Genomic DNA, 16034 nt, shown 5'->3' with positions numbered 1-16034 from the left:
TTTCTCCGGGTCGGCCGAAGGGGCCGACGTCTTCTCGTGTTCTCGTGGTGCGGCGGGCGTGCTCGCCCGATCACTACCGGTGAACAACAGAGAACCCACTCCGGCGGGGTGTCCAACAGGGCCTCGGCCGGCCTCGGCCGGACTCGGACGCTGCATCACCAGATCCGGACACGCCTGGTGATCGCTCGTTCCCCGCACCTTGATGCTTGCTATACGTCTTGACCTGCAGGATTGCGGTGAAGACATGTCTCGGAGAGAGGGCGGGGAAGGCTGGGCATGTCAGCTCACCTGCTCTGGCGGGTGATCGTGGCGGCCGCAGGCCCTTGTCCGGAGCCGTCAGGCGAAGAACTGGGTCAGTGACCGTGATACCAGGTCGGGAGCTTCCTCACACAGCCAGTGCAGCGCCTTGTCGATGGTGACGATGCCGCGGACGTCTGTGGCCACGTGGGGCAGTGTGCCCTCGAACCAGGGGCGGGTGTCCGGGGCGACCAGGCCGAGTACGGGGCGCTCACCTTGGCGTAGGTCTTCATGTCCTGGATGTCCTGGTGGCAGGCCTGGTACCAGCCGTTGCCCGCCCGGATGGCTTCGGCCTTGTCGTAAACGCGCGTAGATGGCCCTGTCGCGGGTCGGTCACCGAGCTTTGGTCGACGAGCCCGATGCCGTAGTGCCAGTCGATCAGAAACCGCGATCGGCCCGCGAGAAGTCGTTCCGGCAGACCCTGGACCTGGTTGAACGCCCACCACCACATGTGTGTGTCGCCGCCTGGCCGCTGCAACATCGGAATCTGGTAGAGGCTCTCGTCGGGGTGCAGCACGTCCAGTAACGCAAGCTTGCGCGTCGCAGCCAGGTGGTTGGCCGCGAAGCTGAAGGCGACCATCGCCCCGACGTCGTGCCCGGCGATATTGACGCGGTCGTGGCCGAGCTTGCGCACCAGTTCGTAGACGTCGCGTGCCATCGTCTTCTTGTCGAAGCCGCCCGCGGGTTTGTCAGAGGCTCCCATGCCCCGGATGTCGACGGCGATCAAATCACGGGGACTGTACGGTTCTGGACACACCCCACGCCGTTTACTGGACACACTCTAGTTGTCAGCCTTGGAGCAGCAGCCGGGAGAAGACGACTCTTTGGATCTGGTTGGTTCCTTCGTAGATCTGGGTGATCTTGGCGTCGCGCATCATGCGTTCGACCGGGTAGTCGCGGGTGTAGCCGTAGCCGCCGAGAAGTTGCACCGCGTCGGTGGTGATCTGCATTGCGACGTCGGAGGCGAAGCACTTTGCGGCGGCGCCGAAGAAGGTCAGGTCGGCGTCGTTGCGGTTCGCGCGACCGGCTGCGGCGTAGGTAAGTTGTCGCGCGGCCTCAAGCCGCATGCCCATGTCGGCGAGCATGAACTGCAGTCCTTGGAACTCCGCGATCGGTCGCCCGAACTGCCGTCGCTCGGTGACGTAGCCGAGAGCGTAGTCGAGAGCGCCCTGGGCGATGCCGACGGCTTGTGCGGCGATGTCGACGCGCGTGCGGTCGAGGGTGGCAAAGGCGGTCCGTAGCCCTGAGCCGGGCTCGCCGATGAGCCGGTCGTGGCCAACGCGGACGGAGTCGAGGTACACCTCGCGGGTCGGGGAGCCGTGCAGTCCCATCTTCCGTTCGGGTGCGCCGAATGAGACGCCCTCATCGTCGACGTGGACGACAAAGGCGGAGATTCCCTTCGAGCCGGCATCTGGATTGGTGACGGCGAACACGACGTAGTAGTCGGCGACACCGGCCAGCGTGATCCATCGCTTGACTCCGTTGAGCTTCCAGCCGTCGTCGACCGAGACTGCGCGGGTGGACATCGCTGCCACGTCGCTTCCGGCCTCGGGCTCGGACAACGCGAAGGTAAACAGCGCGCTGCCGTTCGCGACCTGCGGCAGGTACTGCTGTTTCATCTGCTCGGATCCCGAGAGCAGCAAGGGGATGGTGCCGAGTATGTTGGACGACGGGATTGAGGAGACAGCTGCCGATGACCGTGCTAGCTCCTCCATCACCAACGCCGCCGAGAGGGCGTCGCCGCCTGCGCCGCCGTACATCTCCGGGATGTGCACGGCATGCAGATCGGCGGACACCAGTTGTTCCAGCATGTCCCGGGGAAACTCGTCGGTGGAGTCGATGTCGGCCGCGCGGGGTGTGACCACCTTTTCGGCGAAGGCGCGCACCACCGTACGCAACTCGGCATGAACTTCAGGTAGTGCGAACAGGGGCGTGGTCATGACTGTCCTCCGAGGTGTTGGGTGGCGCCCCGTTGTCTGCGGCTTCCCGGGAATCTGCTCCTTCGGCACGATTCCATCCTTATTTCCAAGGTCAGGAGCCTCCAAAGTACTCAGTGCGGTTCATCCTGCCTCGCATCGCGGACTGGATCGGTCTTGTCTGGTTCGGGGGTCAGGCGCCGCCGAATCGGGTCCGCAGAGTGGGCTTGAGGATCTTGCCCATCGGATTCCGAGGCAGTTGCGGAACGATTTCGACGGCTCGGGGATGCTTGTACTTCGCGAGACGGTCGGACAGGAATGTTTGGATGTCGTCGATGGCGAGTTCGCGCCGGTTCTCCTTGAGCTCGAGCACGACGAGAGCCTTCTCACCCATGTCGGGGTCGGGCACGCCGATCACGGCACATTCCTGGATATCCGGGTGCTGCTGGAGGACCGCCTCGATCTCGGCGGGGTAGATGTTCACCCCACCAGAGACGATCATGTCTCTGCTTCGGCCGGTCACGTATAGGTACCCATCCTCGTCGAGGCGTCCGGTGTCTCCTGTCTTGAAGAACCCCCGGGGAGAGAGCGTCTCCGGTCCCATGGGTCCTTGCCCCAGGTACGCGCCGACGAGACCGGGTGTCCTCGCCGTGATCTCACCCTCTTCGCCGATCGGTTTGGGGCGCCAGTGCTCGTCGACGATCTCGATGGTCACGTGGGGAAAAGGTCGGCCGCTCGCCGTTGGATGAGTAAGGAAGTCCTCTGGCGCCATCCGCGTCATCGCGGCCGCCTCTGTTGATCCGTACTGTTCCCACAGCACGGGGCCGAAAGTGCTCAGCACCCAGCGCTTGAGCTCTGGGGGGACCGGAGCGGCGCCCACGTAGATGCTCTCAAGACTAGTCAGATCCCACGAACGATCGGAGGTTTCCAGAAGCGTCTTGATGCGCAGCAACATGGTGGGCACCGCCATCCAGTGCTGGATTCGGTGCCGCTCGATGAGGTCGAGGGCTTCTTCGGCCTTGAACCGAGGCAGCAGATACAACGTGCCGGCGCGCTGGTGAGTCACCGTGGCCTCGACGGCGCCGGCGGCGTGGTGCACCGGCAGCGTCAGCAGGACACGGACGCCTTCGGGATGAGGAGGTGTGGCTGCGATCGCGTCCTGGTACTCCCGGCGTTCGTCATCGTCCCACGGGAGTCGGTCGTGGAAGGAGACCCCCTTGGACTTGCCGGTCGTACCCGAGGTGTAGATCAGGATCGGCGTTTGCGGTGGCCCGACTCGCTTCGGCGCAGGTGAGATGTACAGGTTTGCCAAGGACTGATCGTCCGCGGCACCGACGATCAGTTTGAGTGGCCGGTGGGCCGCGATCTCGGCCAGTTTGGTGTGGTCGGCGTCCGCTGTGATGAGCGCTTCGGCTCGTGCGTCGTCCAACAATTCCACAGTCTCGGCGGTCGTCAGTTGGGGATTGAGAGCCAGTTGCTCTGCGCCCAACTTGCCGATCGCTCGATTGACGATCAGCCAGTCGATGCTGGGCCGCATGCGGACACCGATGCGGGAGCGGGGTCCGAGACCCGCGCGAGAGAGTCCTTCAACGAGCATGTCGGCCGCTTGATCGAGTTCCGCGTACGTCATCGTCTTGTCGTCGTGCACGACCGCGAGTCGGCCGGGAAACCGTCGTGCCTGGAACTCGAGTGTGCGGTGGTCCGTGTTGAGTTCCACCTGATCATTCACAGTGTTCTCCACATGATGCTTGGCGCGGGGATTGGAGCATCAGACCTGCAGGATGTGGACGAAGCAGACAGCGCCGAGGCCGACCATGTGCGCCAGGCCGGTCTTGGCTCTGGGATGCTGACGCTGTCCCGCTTCTCCTCTGAGCTGTCGCGCGACCTCCACGATCTGACCGACGCCCGTCGGTCCGATGGGATGGCCCATGGCCAACAGCCCGCCTGACGCGCTTACGGCCGCCCGGCCGCCGATGTCGAACTCGCCTGCGGCGACGGCAGCGGCGGCCTTCCCTTCCGGGGCGAGGCCGATAGCCTCGAGGTAGAGGATTTCCTCGATCGCCATCGCGTCATGCACCTCGACGACGTCGAGGTCGGTCGGCTCTACCCCGGCGCTTTCCAAGGCCGCCATCGCGGTCGTTCGGGTTAGGGCGACATCGAAGTTTTCCTGGCCGTAGAGAACTTCAGATCGGGCCTCACTCGCCGTGATCCGTACGGCACGCGAGCGGTCGATACCGAGTCGGCGTATGCCTTCTTCGCTGGCGAGGACGACAGCGGCAGCGCCTTCACCGATGGGGGTGCATTGCAGCCGCGTGATGTGGCCGGCCAGCAGCGGTGGGGCAAGGACTTCCTCGAGTGAGCGTTCCTTCTGCCGTTGCGCGTAGGGGTTGAGGCTGCCGTTCCGGTGGTTCTTGACCGCGACCTGCGCGACCTGTTCGATGCTCGCGTCCGAATTCTCAAGGTACTCCTGCAACAGGAGTGCGTAGTGGGTGAACGGGACGACGACGTCATCGACCAGAGGCTGGATGCCCGACTTTTCGAACCCGAAAACGAACGGATCGGCTTTGTCGACTCCGATGGCGATGGCCACGTCGGAACTGCCTGCGGCGACATCGAGCAGGGCAGCCCTCACGGCGGTGGACCCGCCTGCCGACGCGTTCTCGACGTGGGTGATCGGGAGACCGGTCGCTCCAAGGAATCGCAGCATCTCGCGCCCGAATGCCATCCCGATCTTGGAACTGGCGAGATACGCGGCCTCGACGTCGGGCCAAGAGATCCCTGCGTCGCTGATCGCCTCCCGCACGGCAGTGTTGCCGAGCGTGACGTAAGAGGTTTCACTGGGACGCTGGTATCGGTGAAGGCCGATCCCGACGACGTAGATGGGTCTTGCCTGATCAAGGAAGTTCGTCACGAGCCTTCTCCTTCGAAGTACGGCCGGTCGCCGAGGCCAAGGCGAGTAGCGATCACTCGACCGCCGCTTCGCCCGTCCACCGGCGCGTCCCCGACGGCTCGGACGAGGGGGCCCGCGTCCAGTACGACCTCGACGACGGTGAATGGCTGCTCGATCTCGGGGTGGACGTAGACGGTGGCGAACGAGCGCAGCCTTCCTCGGGCCACGAGTTCGACGTCCGTGAGTTCGCTACCTTCGGCGCCGCAGTTCTCGCAGCCGTAGTGCTGGCGTGGCCAACGAACGACCTGGCACTTGGAGCAGCGAACCCCCTCTAGAGCCAGTGGGCCGCGGACGCTCTCGGCTGCGTCAGTACTGATGTGGCCGCTCACAGGTTCACCGAGTAGCCGCCGTTGACCGGGTAGGTCTGCCCGGTGATCCAGCCCGCCTGCTTGGATGCCAGGAGCAGGACTACTGGGGCGATGTCCTCTGGCTCACCGGCACGACGGATGATGTAGCGCGAGAACAACTTCTTCGGTCCGACCTCATCGATGTACGCCGACGTAGTGGGCGTTCGAGTTACGGCGATGGCGACGTTGTTCGCTGTGATGCCGTATTGGCCGGCGACGCGGGCGATGGCGCGGGTGAACCCCGCAGCTCCTGCCTTGGCGGCCGAGTAGGCCTCGAGGCCTGCTTCCCCGACGCGGCCAGCGTCGGAGATGACGGTGACCACGCGCCCATAGCCGGCATCCTTCATGCCTGGCAAGAATGCGCGCGTGCAGTTCATGGGTCCGTAGAGGTTGACGTCGACGAAGGGACGCCAGTTTCTCGGGTCGATGTCCCAGAACGCGCCCTCGTCGATCATGGCGGGATCGGCGCCCGAGTTGCCGGCGTTGTTGACCAAGACTTCGACTGTGCCGAATCGTGACAACGAGGCGGCCGCCATCCGTGACACGGATTCGTAGTCGGTGACGTCGGCCTGAACCGGGAGCGCCGCGCAGCCGGCCGCCTCGAGCTCTGCGGCGACTTCCTCCGCTCGTTCCAGCACCACGTCGTTGACCACGACGCCCCGTGCTCCGGCGCGGGCGAACGTTCTGGCGATCTCGGCTCCGACGCCTTGGCCGGCTCCGGTGATCACGGCGACCGAGTCGGTGATGTCGAGTAGCCGCTGCGTTGTCTCACTCATCGATGCTTCTCCTAGTTCGCAGGTTGTAGGACGATGGTTCACGAACTGCTGGGCGAGACCAGATTGCCTTCGAGCGTGAACGATCCGGTGTCGGCGCTGTACTTGGTGATGTAGAAGGTTTCGCTCGGAACGGGGTCGGTCGTGCCGTTCATGCCGACCTCGACGCGCGGAAGGGTCACGCTGGAGGACAGTTTGAAGTTACGCGATGCCTCCAGGATCGAGGCTCGTGTGAGTCCGTCAGGGGACTGCTGTGCCTGCTTCAGCACGGCGACGACGACTTCGCCCTCGTACCAGCCGGTGAGGGCGGACGCGGCGACCTTCGACTTGCCCTCCTGGTCCATCCAGTCCAAGTAGGCGGCCACACCCGGCCTCGATCGCGCGCCGTCGCTCTGAATGTCGGCCAGCATGTTGGCGGTCATGACACCGTCGGCGGCGTCCTTCGCGGCGCGCAAGACCGTGCTGTTCGCGCACGTCCAGGTCAAATAGACGTCGGGATTCCAGCCATCCGCCTGTGCCTCGCGGGCGGCGAGCTCGCGGAGGAACGTGACGCAACCCGAGCCCACCGGGAGCGCGACGATCGCGTCCGGCTTGTCGGCCGCCAGATTGGTGACCTGCGAGGTCGGCGGGTTGGTGTCGACAGGGTCGAGGGTCTGCTCAGAGGTAATCTTGATGCCGAGGCCTGACGCGACCGAGCGCATGGCGTTCACGTATGCCTTACCTGCCGGGTTCGCCACGGTGAGGAGGGCGACCTTCGCGCCGCTGGGGTGATCTGCGGCGATCTTCCGCGCGTAGGCCTTCACCTCGAGGTCATACGGGATCGGCAGACCGCTCGTCCACGGATACGCCTTCGGGTCGTTCATGTCCGGGGCCCCGGTAGATGCGAAGAGCTGTGGCATGCACTCATCGTTGAGCGTGGTTCTGACGACTTGGTTGCTGGCGGTCCCGAGACTGCCGGCGAAGACGTCGACCTTCGACTCGATGAGCTTGTTGACCGCGTTGGGCGTCAGGTCCGGGCTGAGCTGGTCGTCTTCGACGATCAGCTTGACCTTGAGGGCATCGAGCAGCCCCCACTTGTTCGCGTAGTCGATGTAGGCCCTGTAGCCGTCGAAGTAGGGGGTGAAGCCGGCAGCCACGCCGCCGGTGAGTGGCCCAGTCGCACCGATAGTGACAGTGCCTTTGATGGGCGCGTTGACGGCGGCGGAGTCGGGGCACTTGTCGGTGGGTGCCTTCCATCCGTCTTGGGTCGCGGCCTGGACGGAGAAGAAGGCGTCGTCACCGGGGCGCTTGGCGGTGGCCCCGCTGCCGTCGGAGCCGCATGCGGTCACGACCAGCAGAGAACCGGCCGTTGCGACCAGTGCCGCCGACTTGAAGGGGCGAAGGTGTGTATGCATCAGCGGGGCTACTTCCTTTGCCAGGTGGCCACCCGCGCTCGCGCGGGTTCTGAGGGGGCGACTGCGGCGTCCCGCGTGCGGTACGCCAGGACGGCCTCCTTGATGCGCGTGCCGATACCGGCGAGCCCGCGTGGCGCGGCGAACATCAGGAGGATGAGGAGCACGGCGAAGATGCCGTTGCCTGGCGGGATTTCCGCCCAGCCGAAGACCGGGCGCAGGATGGCGGGGATGTTTTCATCGTTCGCCCAGCTACCGGTCTGATCACTGATGATGATGTACACGCCGGCGCCGATGATCGGGCCCCATAGCGTACCCACGCCGCCGAGAATGACGGCGATCAGGAAGACCATCGCTCCCTGGAAGGTCAGATAGGTGCTTTCAGCGGTGACGTTCCCGGTCCGAATAGCCGCGACGCTTCCGGCTAGGGCACACAGGCCCGCCGAAGTGGCGATGACGAGTGCTTTCGTGGTGGCGACGTTGACGCCCATTGTGGTGGCCGCCGTCTCGTTGTCGCGAACGGCCACCAGTGCCCGGCCGACTCGACTGTGGACGAGGCCCCTGCAGGCGAGGTAGACGACGAGGGCGGTCAGAAGCGCAAGCCAGTAGAAGAAGGTTGTCTTGCCGGTGATGGATCGCAGGTTGTCGATAAGGGTGAGTCCGAAGAGTTCCAGCCGCGGCATCGAACGGAAGTCGAATCCGGCGTCTTGGATGCCGGCGGATCCGGACGTGAGCCATGCGAGCTTCTGCCAGCGCAGGAGATTCGGGAAGACGAGAGCGAACGCGAGGGTGACGAGGCCCAGGTAAATCCCTCGAATGCGGAGTCCTGGCAACGCCAGCAGGAGGCCGGCGACGAACGCCAGAGCGAAGGCGACGACGAAGGTCGCCCACGGGCTCCAGCCGTACTTTGAAACCAGAACCGCGGTGGAGTAGCTACCGATCCCGAAGAAGACCGAGTGCCCCAGTGACAGCTGTCCGGCATAGCCGAACATCAGGTTGAGCGCCATCGCCGCACTCGCGAGGATGAAGAAGGTCGTCATGGTGCCTGCGCCGCTGTCCGAACCGAAGGTCGGGTAAAGCAGCAGGGCGAGGAGGACCAAGAATCCCGCTGCCGGTGCGACCCATGTGCCCGCACGGCCGGCCGTCGACCGGTGTTGTGACTTGAACATGCCGGCGCTCACACCCTCTGCACTCGTGCTGTTCCGAACAGGCCTGACGGGCGGAATGTGAGCACACCGAGGAGCGCGACGAATGCGATGGCAGTCCGCATCTCCTGACCGACCCACACCTGGGCGTAGCCGGCCGCCAGATTTTCGACGACGCCGATACTCAGTCCGGCTACCACCGCGCCGAGCGGGCTGTCGAAGCCGCCGAGCGTGGCCGCGGTCGCGCCGTACAGGAAAACGGTGAGCATCAGCGTCAAGCTGACGTTGCCGCTGATGGACGCGAAGACCAGGCCGGCGACGGCTCCGAAGGCGCCCGCCAATCCCCAGCTGACGGCGTTGACGCGGTTGAGCGGAACGCCCAACAACCTGGCGCTGTCTGGATTGCTGGCGACCAGTCGCATCGCCAGGCCTAGGCGTGTCTTGCTGAACAGCCATGCCAATCCGGCCGCCATCACCAGTAGCGTTGCGAGCGCGCCGATGTACTCGTAACGCCACGTCGCCCCGAGGATTCGGACGAAGTCGCTGCTCTCGCTGGGGAACACCGACGGGTAGGTGAATTGGACACTGTTGAAGTTCGGTAGGAGCTGATCGCCCCAAATGGCGCCCGCCAGCCAGTTGATGAGCAGCATCACCCCGATGGTGGCGATGACGACCGCGAGCGTCGACGCCGATAGTGGTCGAACGATTGCCACTTCGATGCCGACGCCTAGGCCGAAACCTGCTGCTACCGCGAGCAACACACCGAGCGGGAGGGGCAGGCCCGACTCGCCAAACTGGTAAAGTAGATAGGCACACAGGAGGCCGATCTCGCCCTGGGCGATGTTCAGATGCGACGTGGCGCGGAAGACGATGACAAGTCCCAGCGCGACCAGCGAATAGATGCTGCCGATGCTCAGCCCGTCGAGCACATATTGGAGAAAAGTACTCATCTCAGAATCCCAGGTACGCCTTGCGGATGGTGTCGTCTGCGCTGAGCTCGTGCGCGGGTCCGTCGGCGACGATGCGACCGGTCTCGAGGACGTAGACGCGGTCGGCGAAGCTCATCGCCAGATTCGCGTTCTGCTCCACAAGAAAAACGGACAGTCCGGTCTCCTTGTTGAGCCGGTGGAGCACGTCGAAGAAACCCCGCGTAATGCGAGGTGCCAATCCCAGGCTCGGCTCGTCGCAAAGCAGAATCTTCGGCCGGCTCATCAGGGCACGGGCGATCGCGAGCATCTGCTGCTCACCCCCGCTGAGGGTGCCGGCGCGCTGGCTACGGCGCTCCGCAAGCTTGGGGAACATGTCGTACCACTTGTCCATCTCGCCGGCCACCTGCGACTTCGGCAGCACGTAGCCCCCCGCTCGAAGGTTCTCGGCGACGGTCAACTCCGGAAACGTTCCACGACCTTGCGGGACTTGGGCGACACCGCGGCGCACGATCTGCTCCACAGACGCCTCGCTGATGTCGCTGCCGTCGAGCATGACCGTGCCGGTGCGACTGATAACGCCGTTGATGGCACGGATCGTGGCGGTCTTCCCGGCCCCGTTCGCGCCGAGCATCACGACGAACTCGCCGTCACCCACGGTGAGAGACAAGCCGTGCAGCACGGTGGACCGGCCGTAGCCGGCGTCCATATCCGCCAACTGGAGCATCACGGTTCCACCCCCAGGTAGGCCTCGACGACCGCCGGATTGTTGCGAATCTCCTCAGGCGTGCCGTCGCCGATGACCTTGCCGAACTCCATGGCCACGACGCGGTCGCTGATGGACATGACCATGGCCATATGGTGCTCAACGAGAAGGATCGAGAGGCCGAAGTCGTCTCGGATGGCTCTGATGCCGGCGCCGAGTTCGTCGACCTCTCCATGAGTCAGGCCTGCGGCCGGCTCGTCCAGGAGGAGCAGGCTGGGCTCGCAAGCAAGAGCTCGGGCGATCTCCAACTTCTTCAGCGTGCCGAAGGGCAGCCCGTCAGCCAGGTGGTCGCGCCACGGCCCCAGCCCGACGCGGTCGAGTAGTTCCTCGGCTCGCGCTCGAACGCGCTTGTTCTCAGCCGACGCTCCGAACCGTGCGACCGCGCGCCCGAACCCGACTTTGCCGTGTACGTGCGCGCCCACCATCACGTTCTCGGTGAGGGTCATCGATGGAAACAGCGCGAGGTTTTGGAAGGTGCGCCCGATCCCCAGCTTCGCCATCCGGTGAGCAGGGTACTTCATCAGACTTCGCCCATGAAAGGTCACGTTGCCGGCCGCAGGTTCGTAGATTCGGCTGACCACGTTGAACACAGTCGTCTTGCCCGCACCGTTGGGTCCGATCAGCCCGCATATCTCGCGCTCACGCACTGCGAAGGACGCCTCGCTCAACGCCACGACGCCGCCGAAACGCAGCGTCACGCCGTCCAAGCGAAGGAGTTCTCCCTGAGGCGTAGCCATCGGCGCGGAGATATCGCTGCGAGAGGTCGTCACGAGACCTCCTCGTAACCGAAGATGCGTGCGTATACGGGGTTGCGGGCTGCGGCTTGCCGGCGCGCTTCCTCTCGCTGCGCAGGGGTGGCCATGGTCGCCGCAACGGTCTTCTCGACCTGCAGAGCTGTTTCCAGCGGGGACTCCGCTCCCCGGTCTATCAAGAACTTGACGGCATGGATGGCGTACGCGGGTCGCTCACTGATCACCCGGCCGAGCTCCTTCGCCGCAGAGAGAACGCCGGCCGACGGGCTCACCTCATCGGCGAGGCCGATCTGCACAGCCCGCTCGGCGTGGACGCGCTCGCCCGTCCAAATGAGTCGCTTGGCCAGCGAGGGCCCGACCAGTCGGGGCAGCCGAGTGGTGCCTCCTCCGAAGGGGAGTTCACCGAACTGCGTCTCCGGCAGCGAGAAAAAGCCGTCCTCGGCAACGATCCGATAGTCGCAGGCGAGCGCGAGTTCACAACCGCCGCCGACGGCTCCACCGTTCACCGCCGCGATCACCGGCTGCGGGAGTCTCTCGAATCCGATTCGCACACCGGCGGGTAGGGGCTCGTCGTCGGCGAGGTCTGCTCCGCCACAGAAGTGCCGGCCCGCGCCGGTCACTACGACGGCGCGCACTGACGGATCAGCCGCGATCATGACCTGCACGTCGACGAGTTCGATCAACATACGTGTGCTGAGCGTGTTCGCCTTCTCCGGGCGGTTCAAAGCGATGACGGTGACCGGCCCGTCGGTGGAGACGGAGAGCGTTGCGAACGCCATGTCATGCCCCATTCAGTGCGGTACAGACCGCTTCGTGCGGCGACGCTGGCGCGGTTGGGTCTGGAATTTCAGACATCGCCCACCTGGCCGGCAACCCTCAGGAACGAGGTCGGGAACATCCTGCCTACGGCAGGTCCGATGAGTCCGACCGCCAGCGAGCCGACCTGCGCGTTGACCATGAACCACAGTGTGCCCAGGTGCCAGGTGCGGCCGTGCCGCTCTTCGAGGGGCACGAAATGGATGGAGTGTGTCTCGGTGGCTGGCGTGGCCATGGCAGCTCCTGGTGACGAAGAATACTCCGAAACGGACCGTGAGGGGTGAACGTACGGTATGATTCGGACCATGTCAATGGGTCACGCAGCGGCGGATCAGGCCGCAGTTCGGCTGTCGCCGACGTCGTACGTCGTCCTCGGGCTGGTCGGGTTGCGCGGCCCATCGACCCCGTACGACCTCAAACGCGCCGTTGGCCACTCGGTGGGCTACTTCTGGCCGTTCCCGCACGCGCAGCTCTACAGCGAGCCCATCCGGCTGACCGAGGCCGGTCTGCTCGAGATGGAGCAGGAGGAGGACGGGCGACGGCGCAAGCTCTACTCGCTGACCGCCGACGGTCGCGCGGCCCTGCGGCAGTGGCTCTCGGAGCCCGTCGGAGAGCCGTTCCAGCTCCGCAACATCGCCGAGCTCAAGCTCTTCTTCGCCGAGCTCGGAGACGCTGATGACGTCCCCCGGTTAGCGCGTGAGCAGGTAGCGCTCCATCGGGAACGTCTCGGCGAACTCGACCGGATCGCCGAACGCTTCGGTGACGCCGCCCCGGATCTCGCCGCCCGGCTGATCCCGCTGCAACTCGGGCGCGAGCTTGAGGAGGCGGCACTTCGATTCTGGGAACGGCTCGTGCCGGATGACCGCGAGGGGTCATAGCCGGACGGCTTCGGCCCGAAAAGGAGCGCTACTCGGCTCCAGACAGAGTGACGACGGACGTCAACTCGTGAGCGTGACCTGGACATCGGTCAGGCCCGGCCCGAGATCCTCTGCTCCAGCACCCGCGCGGTTCGCCGGATGCTCTGGGCGACCAGCTTGACAAACACATGGGTGCGTTCCTCTACAATTTGGCCCGCCTGTCCGGCGACACGGGCCTCGAGTCCTTGCAATGGCAGGGGACCCTCGCACGTCCGCCGCCCGGAGGCCCTGCCCCTGAGACCTGGAGTGCTCACTTGTCACAACAGCCGATCGCCCCTTCCACGGAAGTCCTGGCAAGCTCAGTCGCCGACCTTGGTTGGCTGACCTCATGACGCAGCAGATCGCGGTGCCCACGACCGACGGCGAGATGCCGGCCCGCCTCTGGTCCCCGAAGTCCGGCTCGGGCCCGGGCATCCTGTTGCTCCAGGAGATCTTCGGGGTCAGCGCCTACATCCAGCGGCGCGCGGCCTCGCTCGCCGAGGAGGGGTACGTCGTGCTTGCGCCCTTCCTCTACTGGCGCCTCGACCGGCAGACCTTCGACGACGTGTCCGCACCTGACGTCGTTGAACAGGCGATGGCCCTGGCCGGGCAGATGGACGCCGAGCAGGCCGTCGCCGACGCCGTCGCGGCGTTCGAGGTCCTCGCCGCCCGTGACGAGGTGACCGGTACCCCCGCGAACCTCGGCTTCTGCATGGGCGGCGGCCTCGGCTTCGCCACCGCGGCCCGGACCGAGCCAGCCGCCCTCGTCTCCTACTACGGCACCGCGCTCCCGCAGCTGCTCGACCTCGCCCCGCAGGTCACCTGCCCGAGCCTCCACCACTTCGGCACCGCTGACGACTACCTCTCCATGGACGAGGTCCGCGCCATCACCAAGGCGGTCACCGCCGACGGCCGCCCCGCGCAGGTTGAGCTGTACGACGGCGCGAACCACGCGTTCGACAACGACGACTTCTCCCTCTACCACCCCGAGGCGTCCCGCCGTGCGTGGGCCACCACCCTCGATTTCCTCCGGAATCACACCTCCCTCGCCTAACCTCGGGCTTTCGCCGGGCGGTGGGCCGCGCCAGAACTTGTCGCCGATGCTGCACTTCATCATCACGACGTCCGCCTTGTCGTCGACCCGGCCGAGCGATGTACTCGTGCCGTCGGGATGACATTCATCTCGCAAGCGGAGTCGGTGTAGCAGTCCGTCGTCACTCTGTCTGGAGCCGAGTAGCGCTCCTTTTCGGGCCGAAGCCGTCCGGCTATGACCCCTCGCGGCCATCCGGCACGAGCCGTTCCCAGAATCGAAGTGCCGCCTCCTCAAGCTCGCGCCCGAGTTGCAGCGGGATCAGCCGGCGCCGGCGAGATCCGGGGCGGCGTCACCGAAGCGTTCGGCGATCCGGTCGAGCTCGCCGATGTTGCGGAGCTGGAACCGCTCTCCGACGGGCTCCGAGAGCCACTGCCGCAAAGCCGCGCGACTGTCGGCGGTCAGCGAGTAGAGCTTGCGCCGTCGACTCATTGACATGGTCCGAATCGTACCGTACGTTCACCCTTCACAGTCCGTTTCGGAGTATTCTTCGTCGCCAGGAGCTGCCATGGCCACGCCAGCCATCGAGACACACTCCATCCATTTCGTGCCCCTCGAAGAGCGGCGCGGTCGCACCTGGCACCTGGGCACACTGTGGTTCATGGTCAACGCGCAGGTCGGCTCGCTGGCGGTCGGACTCATCGGACCTGCCGTGGGAGGGACGTTCCTGACCTCGTTCATGGGGATCGTGGCCGGGGTGCTCTTCGGCACCTTCTTCATGGCCTTCCACTCCGCCCAGGGCCCGCATCTGGGTCTGCCGCAGATGATCCAGTCACGAGCCCAGTTCGGCTACCTCGGCGTGCTGCTGCCCATGGTGCTCGTCGTCCTCATGCTGCTCGGCTTCAATGTCTTCGGCCTCCAGCTCATCGGCGAGATAACGGCAACCACCAACACGCTCCCGCATGACGTCGGTATCGGCGTCGGGGCGGCCCTGTCGGTGATGCTCGCATGCGTCGGCTACCGGTGGATCCATGGAGTGGAGCGCTGGCTGGCGTACCTGTTCCTGGCCTTCTTCGGCGTGCTCACCATCGGCACCGCCGCGCAGATCCACCTGTCGGCGGCCCAGTTCGACCTCGGTGGATTCCGGTGGGTGCCGTTCCTGGCCATGTTCGGCATCACCGCCGGATGGCAACTGGCGTGGGCACCGTACGTCTCGGACTACTCGCGCTACCTGGCGCCGTCGGTCGGTCACGCCGCCCCGTTCTGGTGGACCTACATCGGCTCGGCTGCCGGCGCACTGTGGCTGATGGGGTTCGGCAGCTACCTCGGTGCCGCGTTCCCCGACGAGGCCTCCCTTGGGTCGCTGCTGCGCGCCGGTGACGTGATCTTCTCCGGCTATGGGAAGTCCGTCCTGCTCTACTCGCTCGTCTGTCTGGTCGCGGTGAACGCCGTGGGCTTTTACACCGCCTCGCTGACGGTGCTCTCGATGGCCGACTCGGTCCGCCCGGTCGGCACGGGGCGCACTGCCCGGCTGGTCACCGCCGTCGTGTGCGGTGCGGCGGTCATGCTGCTGGCCGTCTTCGCCCCGGGCGACTTCCTCACGAACTTCCACAGCTTCCTGTTGCTCCTGCTCTACTTCATGATCCCGTGGACGGCGATCAACCTGCTCGACTACTACGTGCTGCGCCGCGGGCAGTACGACGTGTCCGCGCTGTTCGACCGCGACGGGCAATACGGACGCTGGTCGGCCTCGGGTCTGGCCTCCTACGTCCTCGGCTTCGTGGCGATGATCCCGTTCTTCAGCGTCCCCGGACTGTACGTCGGCGCGGTGGCGAAGCTGATCGAAGGGGCGGACTTCTCCATCTTCGTCGGGCTCCTGGTCGCGGGCGGCTGCTACGCCCTGGCCACCCGCAAGCGCGACCCGAGCCTGGGCACGGCACCTCGGATCACGGAAGCGGCATGACGAGGGTGGAGGAAGGGGACCCTCGCACGTCCGTCGCCCGGAGACCCTGACCATGACCCTGAGACC

General features: G+C 65.5%; 17 protein-coding genes and 1 pseudogene. 3 read left to right on the top strand and 15 right to left on the bottom strand.

Going from position 1 to position 16034, the window contains the following annotated elements; genetic code table 11:
• Nucleotides 1–526 precede the first annotated feature (526 nt).
• The 14 genes and pseudogenes from AB0F17_RS56710 to AB0F17_RS56645 form a co-directional block, all read right to left on the bottom strand.
• Nucleotides 527–1024: an alpha/beta fold hydrolase gene (locus AB0F17_RS56710; protein ID WP_358042599.1), complete on the bottom strand. Its 498-nt coding sequence runs from the start codon at nucleotides 1022–1024 to the stop codon at nucleotides 527–529.
• Between the two features lie 61 nt (nucleotides 1025–1085).
• A complete protein-coding gene (locus AB0F17_RS56705; protein WP_358042596.1) occupies nucleotides 1086–2237 on the bottom strand; it encodes an acyl-CoA dehydrogenase family protein in 1152 nt (383 codons plus the stop codon).
• Nucleotides 2238–2406: 169 nt separating this feature from the next.
• On the bottom strand, nucleotides 2407–3942 hold the full coding sequence (locus AB0F17_RS56700; RefSeq protein WP_358042594.1) for an AMP-binding protein: 1536 nt from the start codon (nucleotides 3940–3942) through the stop codon (nucleotides 2407–2409).
• A gap of 39 nt (nucleotides 3943–3981) precedes the next feature.
• On the bottom strand, nucleotides 3982–5124 hold the full coding sequence (locus AB0F17_RS56695; protein WP_358042591.1) for a thiolase family protein: 1143 nt from the start codon (nucleotides 5122–5124) through the stop codon (nucleotides 3982–3984).
• Nucleotides 5121–5330: a hypothetical protein gene (locus AB0F17_RS56690; protein WP_358042816.1), complete on the bottom strand. Its 210-nt coding sequence runs from the start codon at nucleotides 5328–5330 to the stop codon at nucleotides 5121–5123. Before AB0F17_RS56690 ends, AB0F17_RS56695 begins: the two co-directional genes overlap by 4 nt.
• Before the next feature lie 39 nt (nucleotides 5331–5369).
• Nucleotides 5370–5492, bottom strand: a pseudogene (locus tag AB0F17_RS56685) (hypothetical protein); the annotation flags it as partial.
• The gene (locus AB0F17_RS56680; RefSeq protein WP_358042589.1) at nucleotides 5489–6238 is read right to left on the bottom strand and encodes an SDR family oxidoreductase; all 750 of its coding nucleotides are present in this window, start codon (nucleotides 6236–6238) and stop codon (nucleotides 5489–5491) included. The pseudogene AB0F17_RS56685 and the gene AB0F17_RS56680, both read right to left, overlap by 4 nt.
• 86 nt (nucleotides 6239–6324) lie before the next feature.
• Nucleotides 6325–7677: an ABC transporter substrate-binding protein gene (locus AB0F17_RS56675; protein ID WP_358042586.1), complete on the bottom strand. Its 1353-nt coding sequence runs from the start codon at nucleotides 7675–7677 to the stop codon at nucleotides 6325–6327.
• 8 nt (nucleotides 7678–7685) lie between these two features.
• Nucleotides 7686–8855, bottom strand: a complete 1170-nt coding sequence (locus tag AB0F17_RS56670; protein WP_358042583.1) for a branched-chain amino acid ABC transporter permease — start codon at nucleotides 8853–8855, stop codon at nucleotides 7686–7688.
• A complete protein-coding gene (locus AB0F17_RS56665) occupies nucleotides 8852–9769 on the bottom strand; it encodes a branched-chain amino acid ABC transporter permease (protein ID WP_358042580.1) in 918 nt (305 codons plus the stop codon). Before AB0F17_RS56665 ends, AB0F17_RS56670 begins: the two co-directional genes overlap by 4 nt.
• A 1-nt stretch (nucleotide 9770) precedes the next feature.
• Nucleotides 9771–10472 (bottom strand): ABC transporter ATP-binding protein, encoded by a 702-nt coding sequence (locus AB0F17_RS56660; RefSeq protein ID WP_358042803.1) that lies wholly within the window; start codon nucleotides 10470–10472, stop codon nucleotides 9771–9773.
• Nucleotides 10472–11281: an ABC transporter ATP-binding protein gene (locus tag AB0F17_RS56655; protein WP_358042577.1), complete on the bottom strand. Its 810-nt coding sequence runs from the start codon at nucleotides 11279–11281 to the stop codon at nucleotides 10472–10474. The genes AB0F17_RS56660 and AB0F17_RS56655 overlap by 1 nt, the downstream gene beginning before the upstream one ends.
• On the bottom strand, nucleotides 11278–12042 hold the full coding sequence (locus AB0F17_RS56650; RefSeq protein ID WP_358042574.1) for an enoyl-CoA hydratase-related protein: 765 nt from the start codon (nucleotides 12040–12042) through the stop codon (nucleotides 11278–11280). Before AB0F17_RS56650 ends, AB0F17_RS56655 begins: the two co-directional genes overlap by 4 nt.
• Before the next feature lie 68 nt (nucleotides 12043–12110).
• Nucleotides 12111–12314, bottom strand: a complete 204-nt coding sequence (locus AB0F17_RS56645) for a hypothetical protein (protein WP_358042571.1) — start codon at nucleotides 12312–12314, stop codon at nucleotides 12111–12113.
• A gap of 70 nt (nucleotides 12315–12384) precedes the next feature.
• Between AB0F17_RS56645 and AB0F17_RS56640 the strand changes: the two genes are divergently transcribed.
• Together AB0F17_RS56640 and AB0F17_RS56635 are read left to right on the top strand one after the other, a co-directional pair.
• Nucleotides 12385–12957 (top strand): PadR family transcriptional regulator, encoded by a 573-nt coding sequence (locus AB0F17_RS56640; protein WP_358042568.1) that lies wholly within the window; start codon nucleotides 12385–12387, stop codon nucleotides 12955–12957.
• Nucleotides 12958–13324: 367 nt separating this feature from the next.
• The gene (locus AB0F17_RS56635; RefSeq protein ID WP_358042565.1) at nucleotides 13325–14029 is read left to right on the top strand and encodes a dienelactone hydrolase family protein; all 705 of its coding nucleotides are present in this window, start codon (nucleotides 13325–13327) and stop codon (nucleotides 14027–14029) included.
• A gap of 297 nt (nucleotides 14030–14326) precedes the next feature.
• On the opposite strand, the gene AB0F17_RS56630 is transcribed toward AB0F17_RS56635, so the two are convergent.
• Nucleotides 14327–14503, bottom strand: coding sequence for a hypothetical protein (locus AB0F17_RS56630; RefSeq protein ID WP_358042562.1), 177 nt, complete (start codon nucleotides 14501–14503; stop codon nucleotides 14327–14329).
• A 70-nt stretch (nucleotides 14504–14573) separates the two neighbouring features.
• On the opposite strand from AB0F17_RS56630, the gene AB0F17_RS56625 reads away from it, so the two are divergent.
• Complete coding sequence (locus AB0F17_RS56625; protein ID WP_358042560.1) at nucleotides 14574–15968, top strand: cytosine permease; 1395 nt, start codon at nucleotides 14574–14576, stop codon at nucleotides 15966–15968.
• Nucleotides 15969–16034: the final 66 nt, after the last annotated feature.

The sequence above is a fragment of the Nonomuraea sp. NPDC026600 genome, assembly GCF_040638335.1.
Lineage (GTDB): Bacteria > Actinomycetota > Actinomycetes > Streptosporangiales > Streptosporangiaceae > Nonomuraea.
This window is presented reverse-complemented; position numbering and strand designations above follow the sequence as displayed.

Coding starts and splice junctions, on each gene's coding strand:
- AB0F17_RS56630 (WP_358042562.1), bottom strand. CDS start 14,503: ATGTCAATGAGTCGACGGCGCAAGCTCTACTCGCTGACCGCCGACAGT.
- AB0F17_RS56650 (WP_358042574.1), bottom strand. CDS start 12,042: ATGGCGTTCGCAACGCTCTCCGTCTCCACCGACGGGCCGGTCACCGTC.
- AB0F17_RS56645 (WP_358042571.1), bottom strand. CDS start 12,314: ATGGCCACGCCAGCCACCGAGACACACTCCATCCATTTCGTGCCCCTC.
- AB0F17_RS56660 (WP_358042803.1), bottom strand. CDS start 10,472: ATGCTCCAGTTGGCGGATATGGACGCCGGCTACGGCCGGTCCACCGTG.
- AB0F17_RS56705 (WP_358042596.1), bottom strand. CDS start 2,237: ATGACCACGCCCCTGTTCGCACTACCTGAAGTTCATGCCGAGTTGCGT.
- AB0F17_RS56665 (WP_358042580.1), bottom strand. CDS start 9,769: ATGAGTACTTTTCTCCAATATGTGCTCGACGGGCTGAGCATCGGCAGC.
- AB0F17_RS56640 (WP_358042568.1), top strand. CDS start 12,385: ATGTCAATGGGTCACGCAGCGGCGGATCAGGCCGCAGTTCGGCTGTCG.
- AB0F17_RS56635 (WP_358042565.1), top strand. CDS start 13,325: ATGACGCAGCAGATCGCGGTGCCCACGACCGACGGCGAGATGCCGGCC.
- AB0F17_RS56675 (WP_358042586.1), bottom strand. CDS start 7,677: ATGCATACACACCTTCGCCCCTTCAAGTCGGCGGCACTGGTCGCAACG.
- AB0F17_RS56625 (WP_358042560.1), top strand. CDS start 14,574: ATGGCCACGCCAGCCATCGAGACACACTCCATCCATTTCGTGCCCCTC.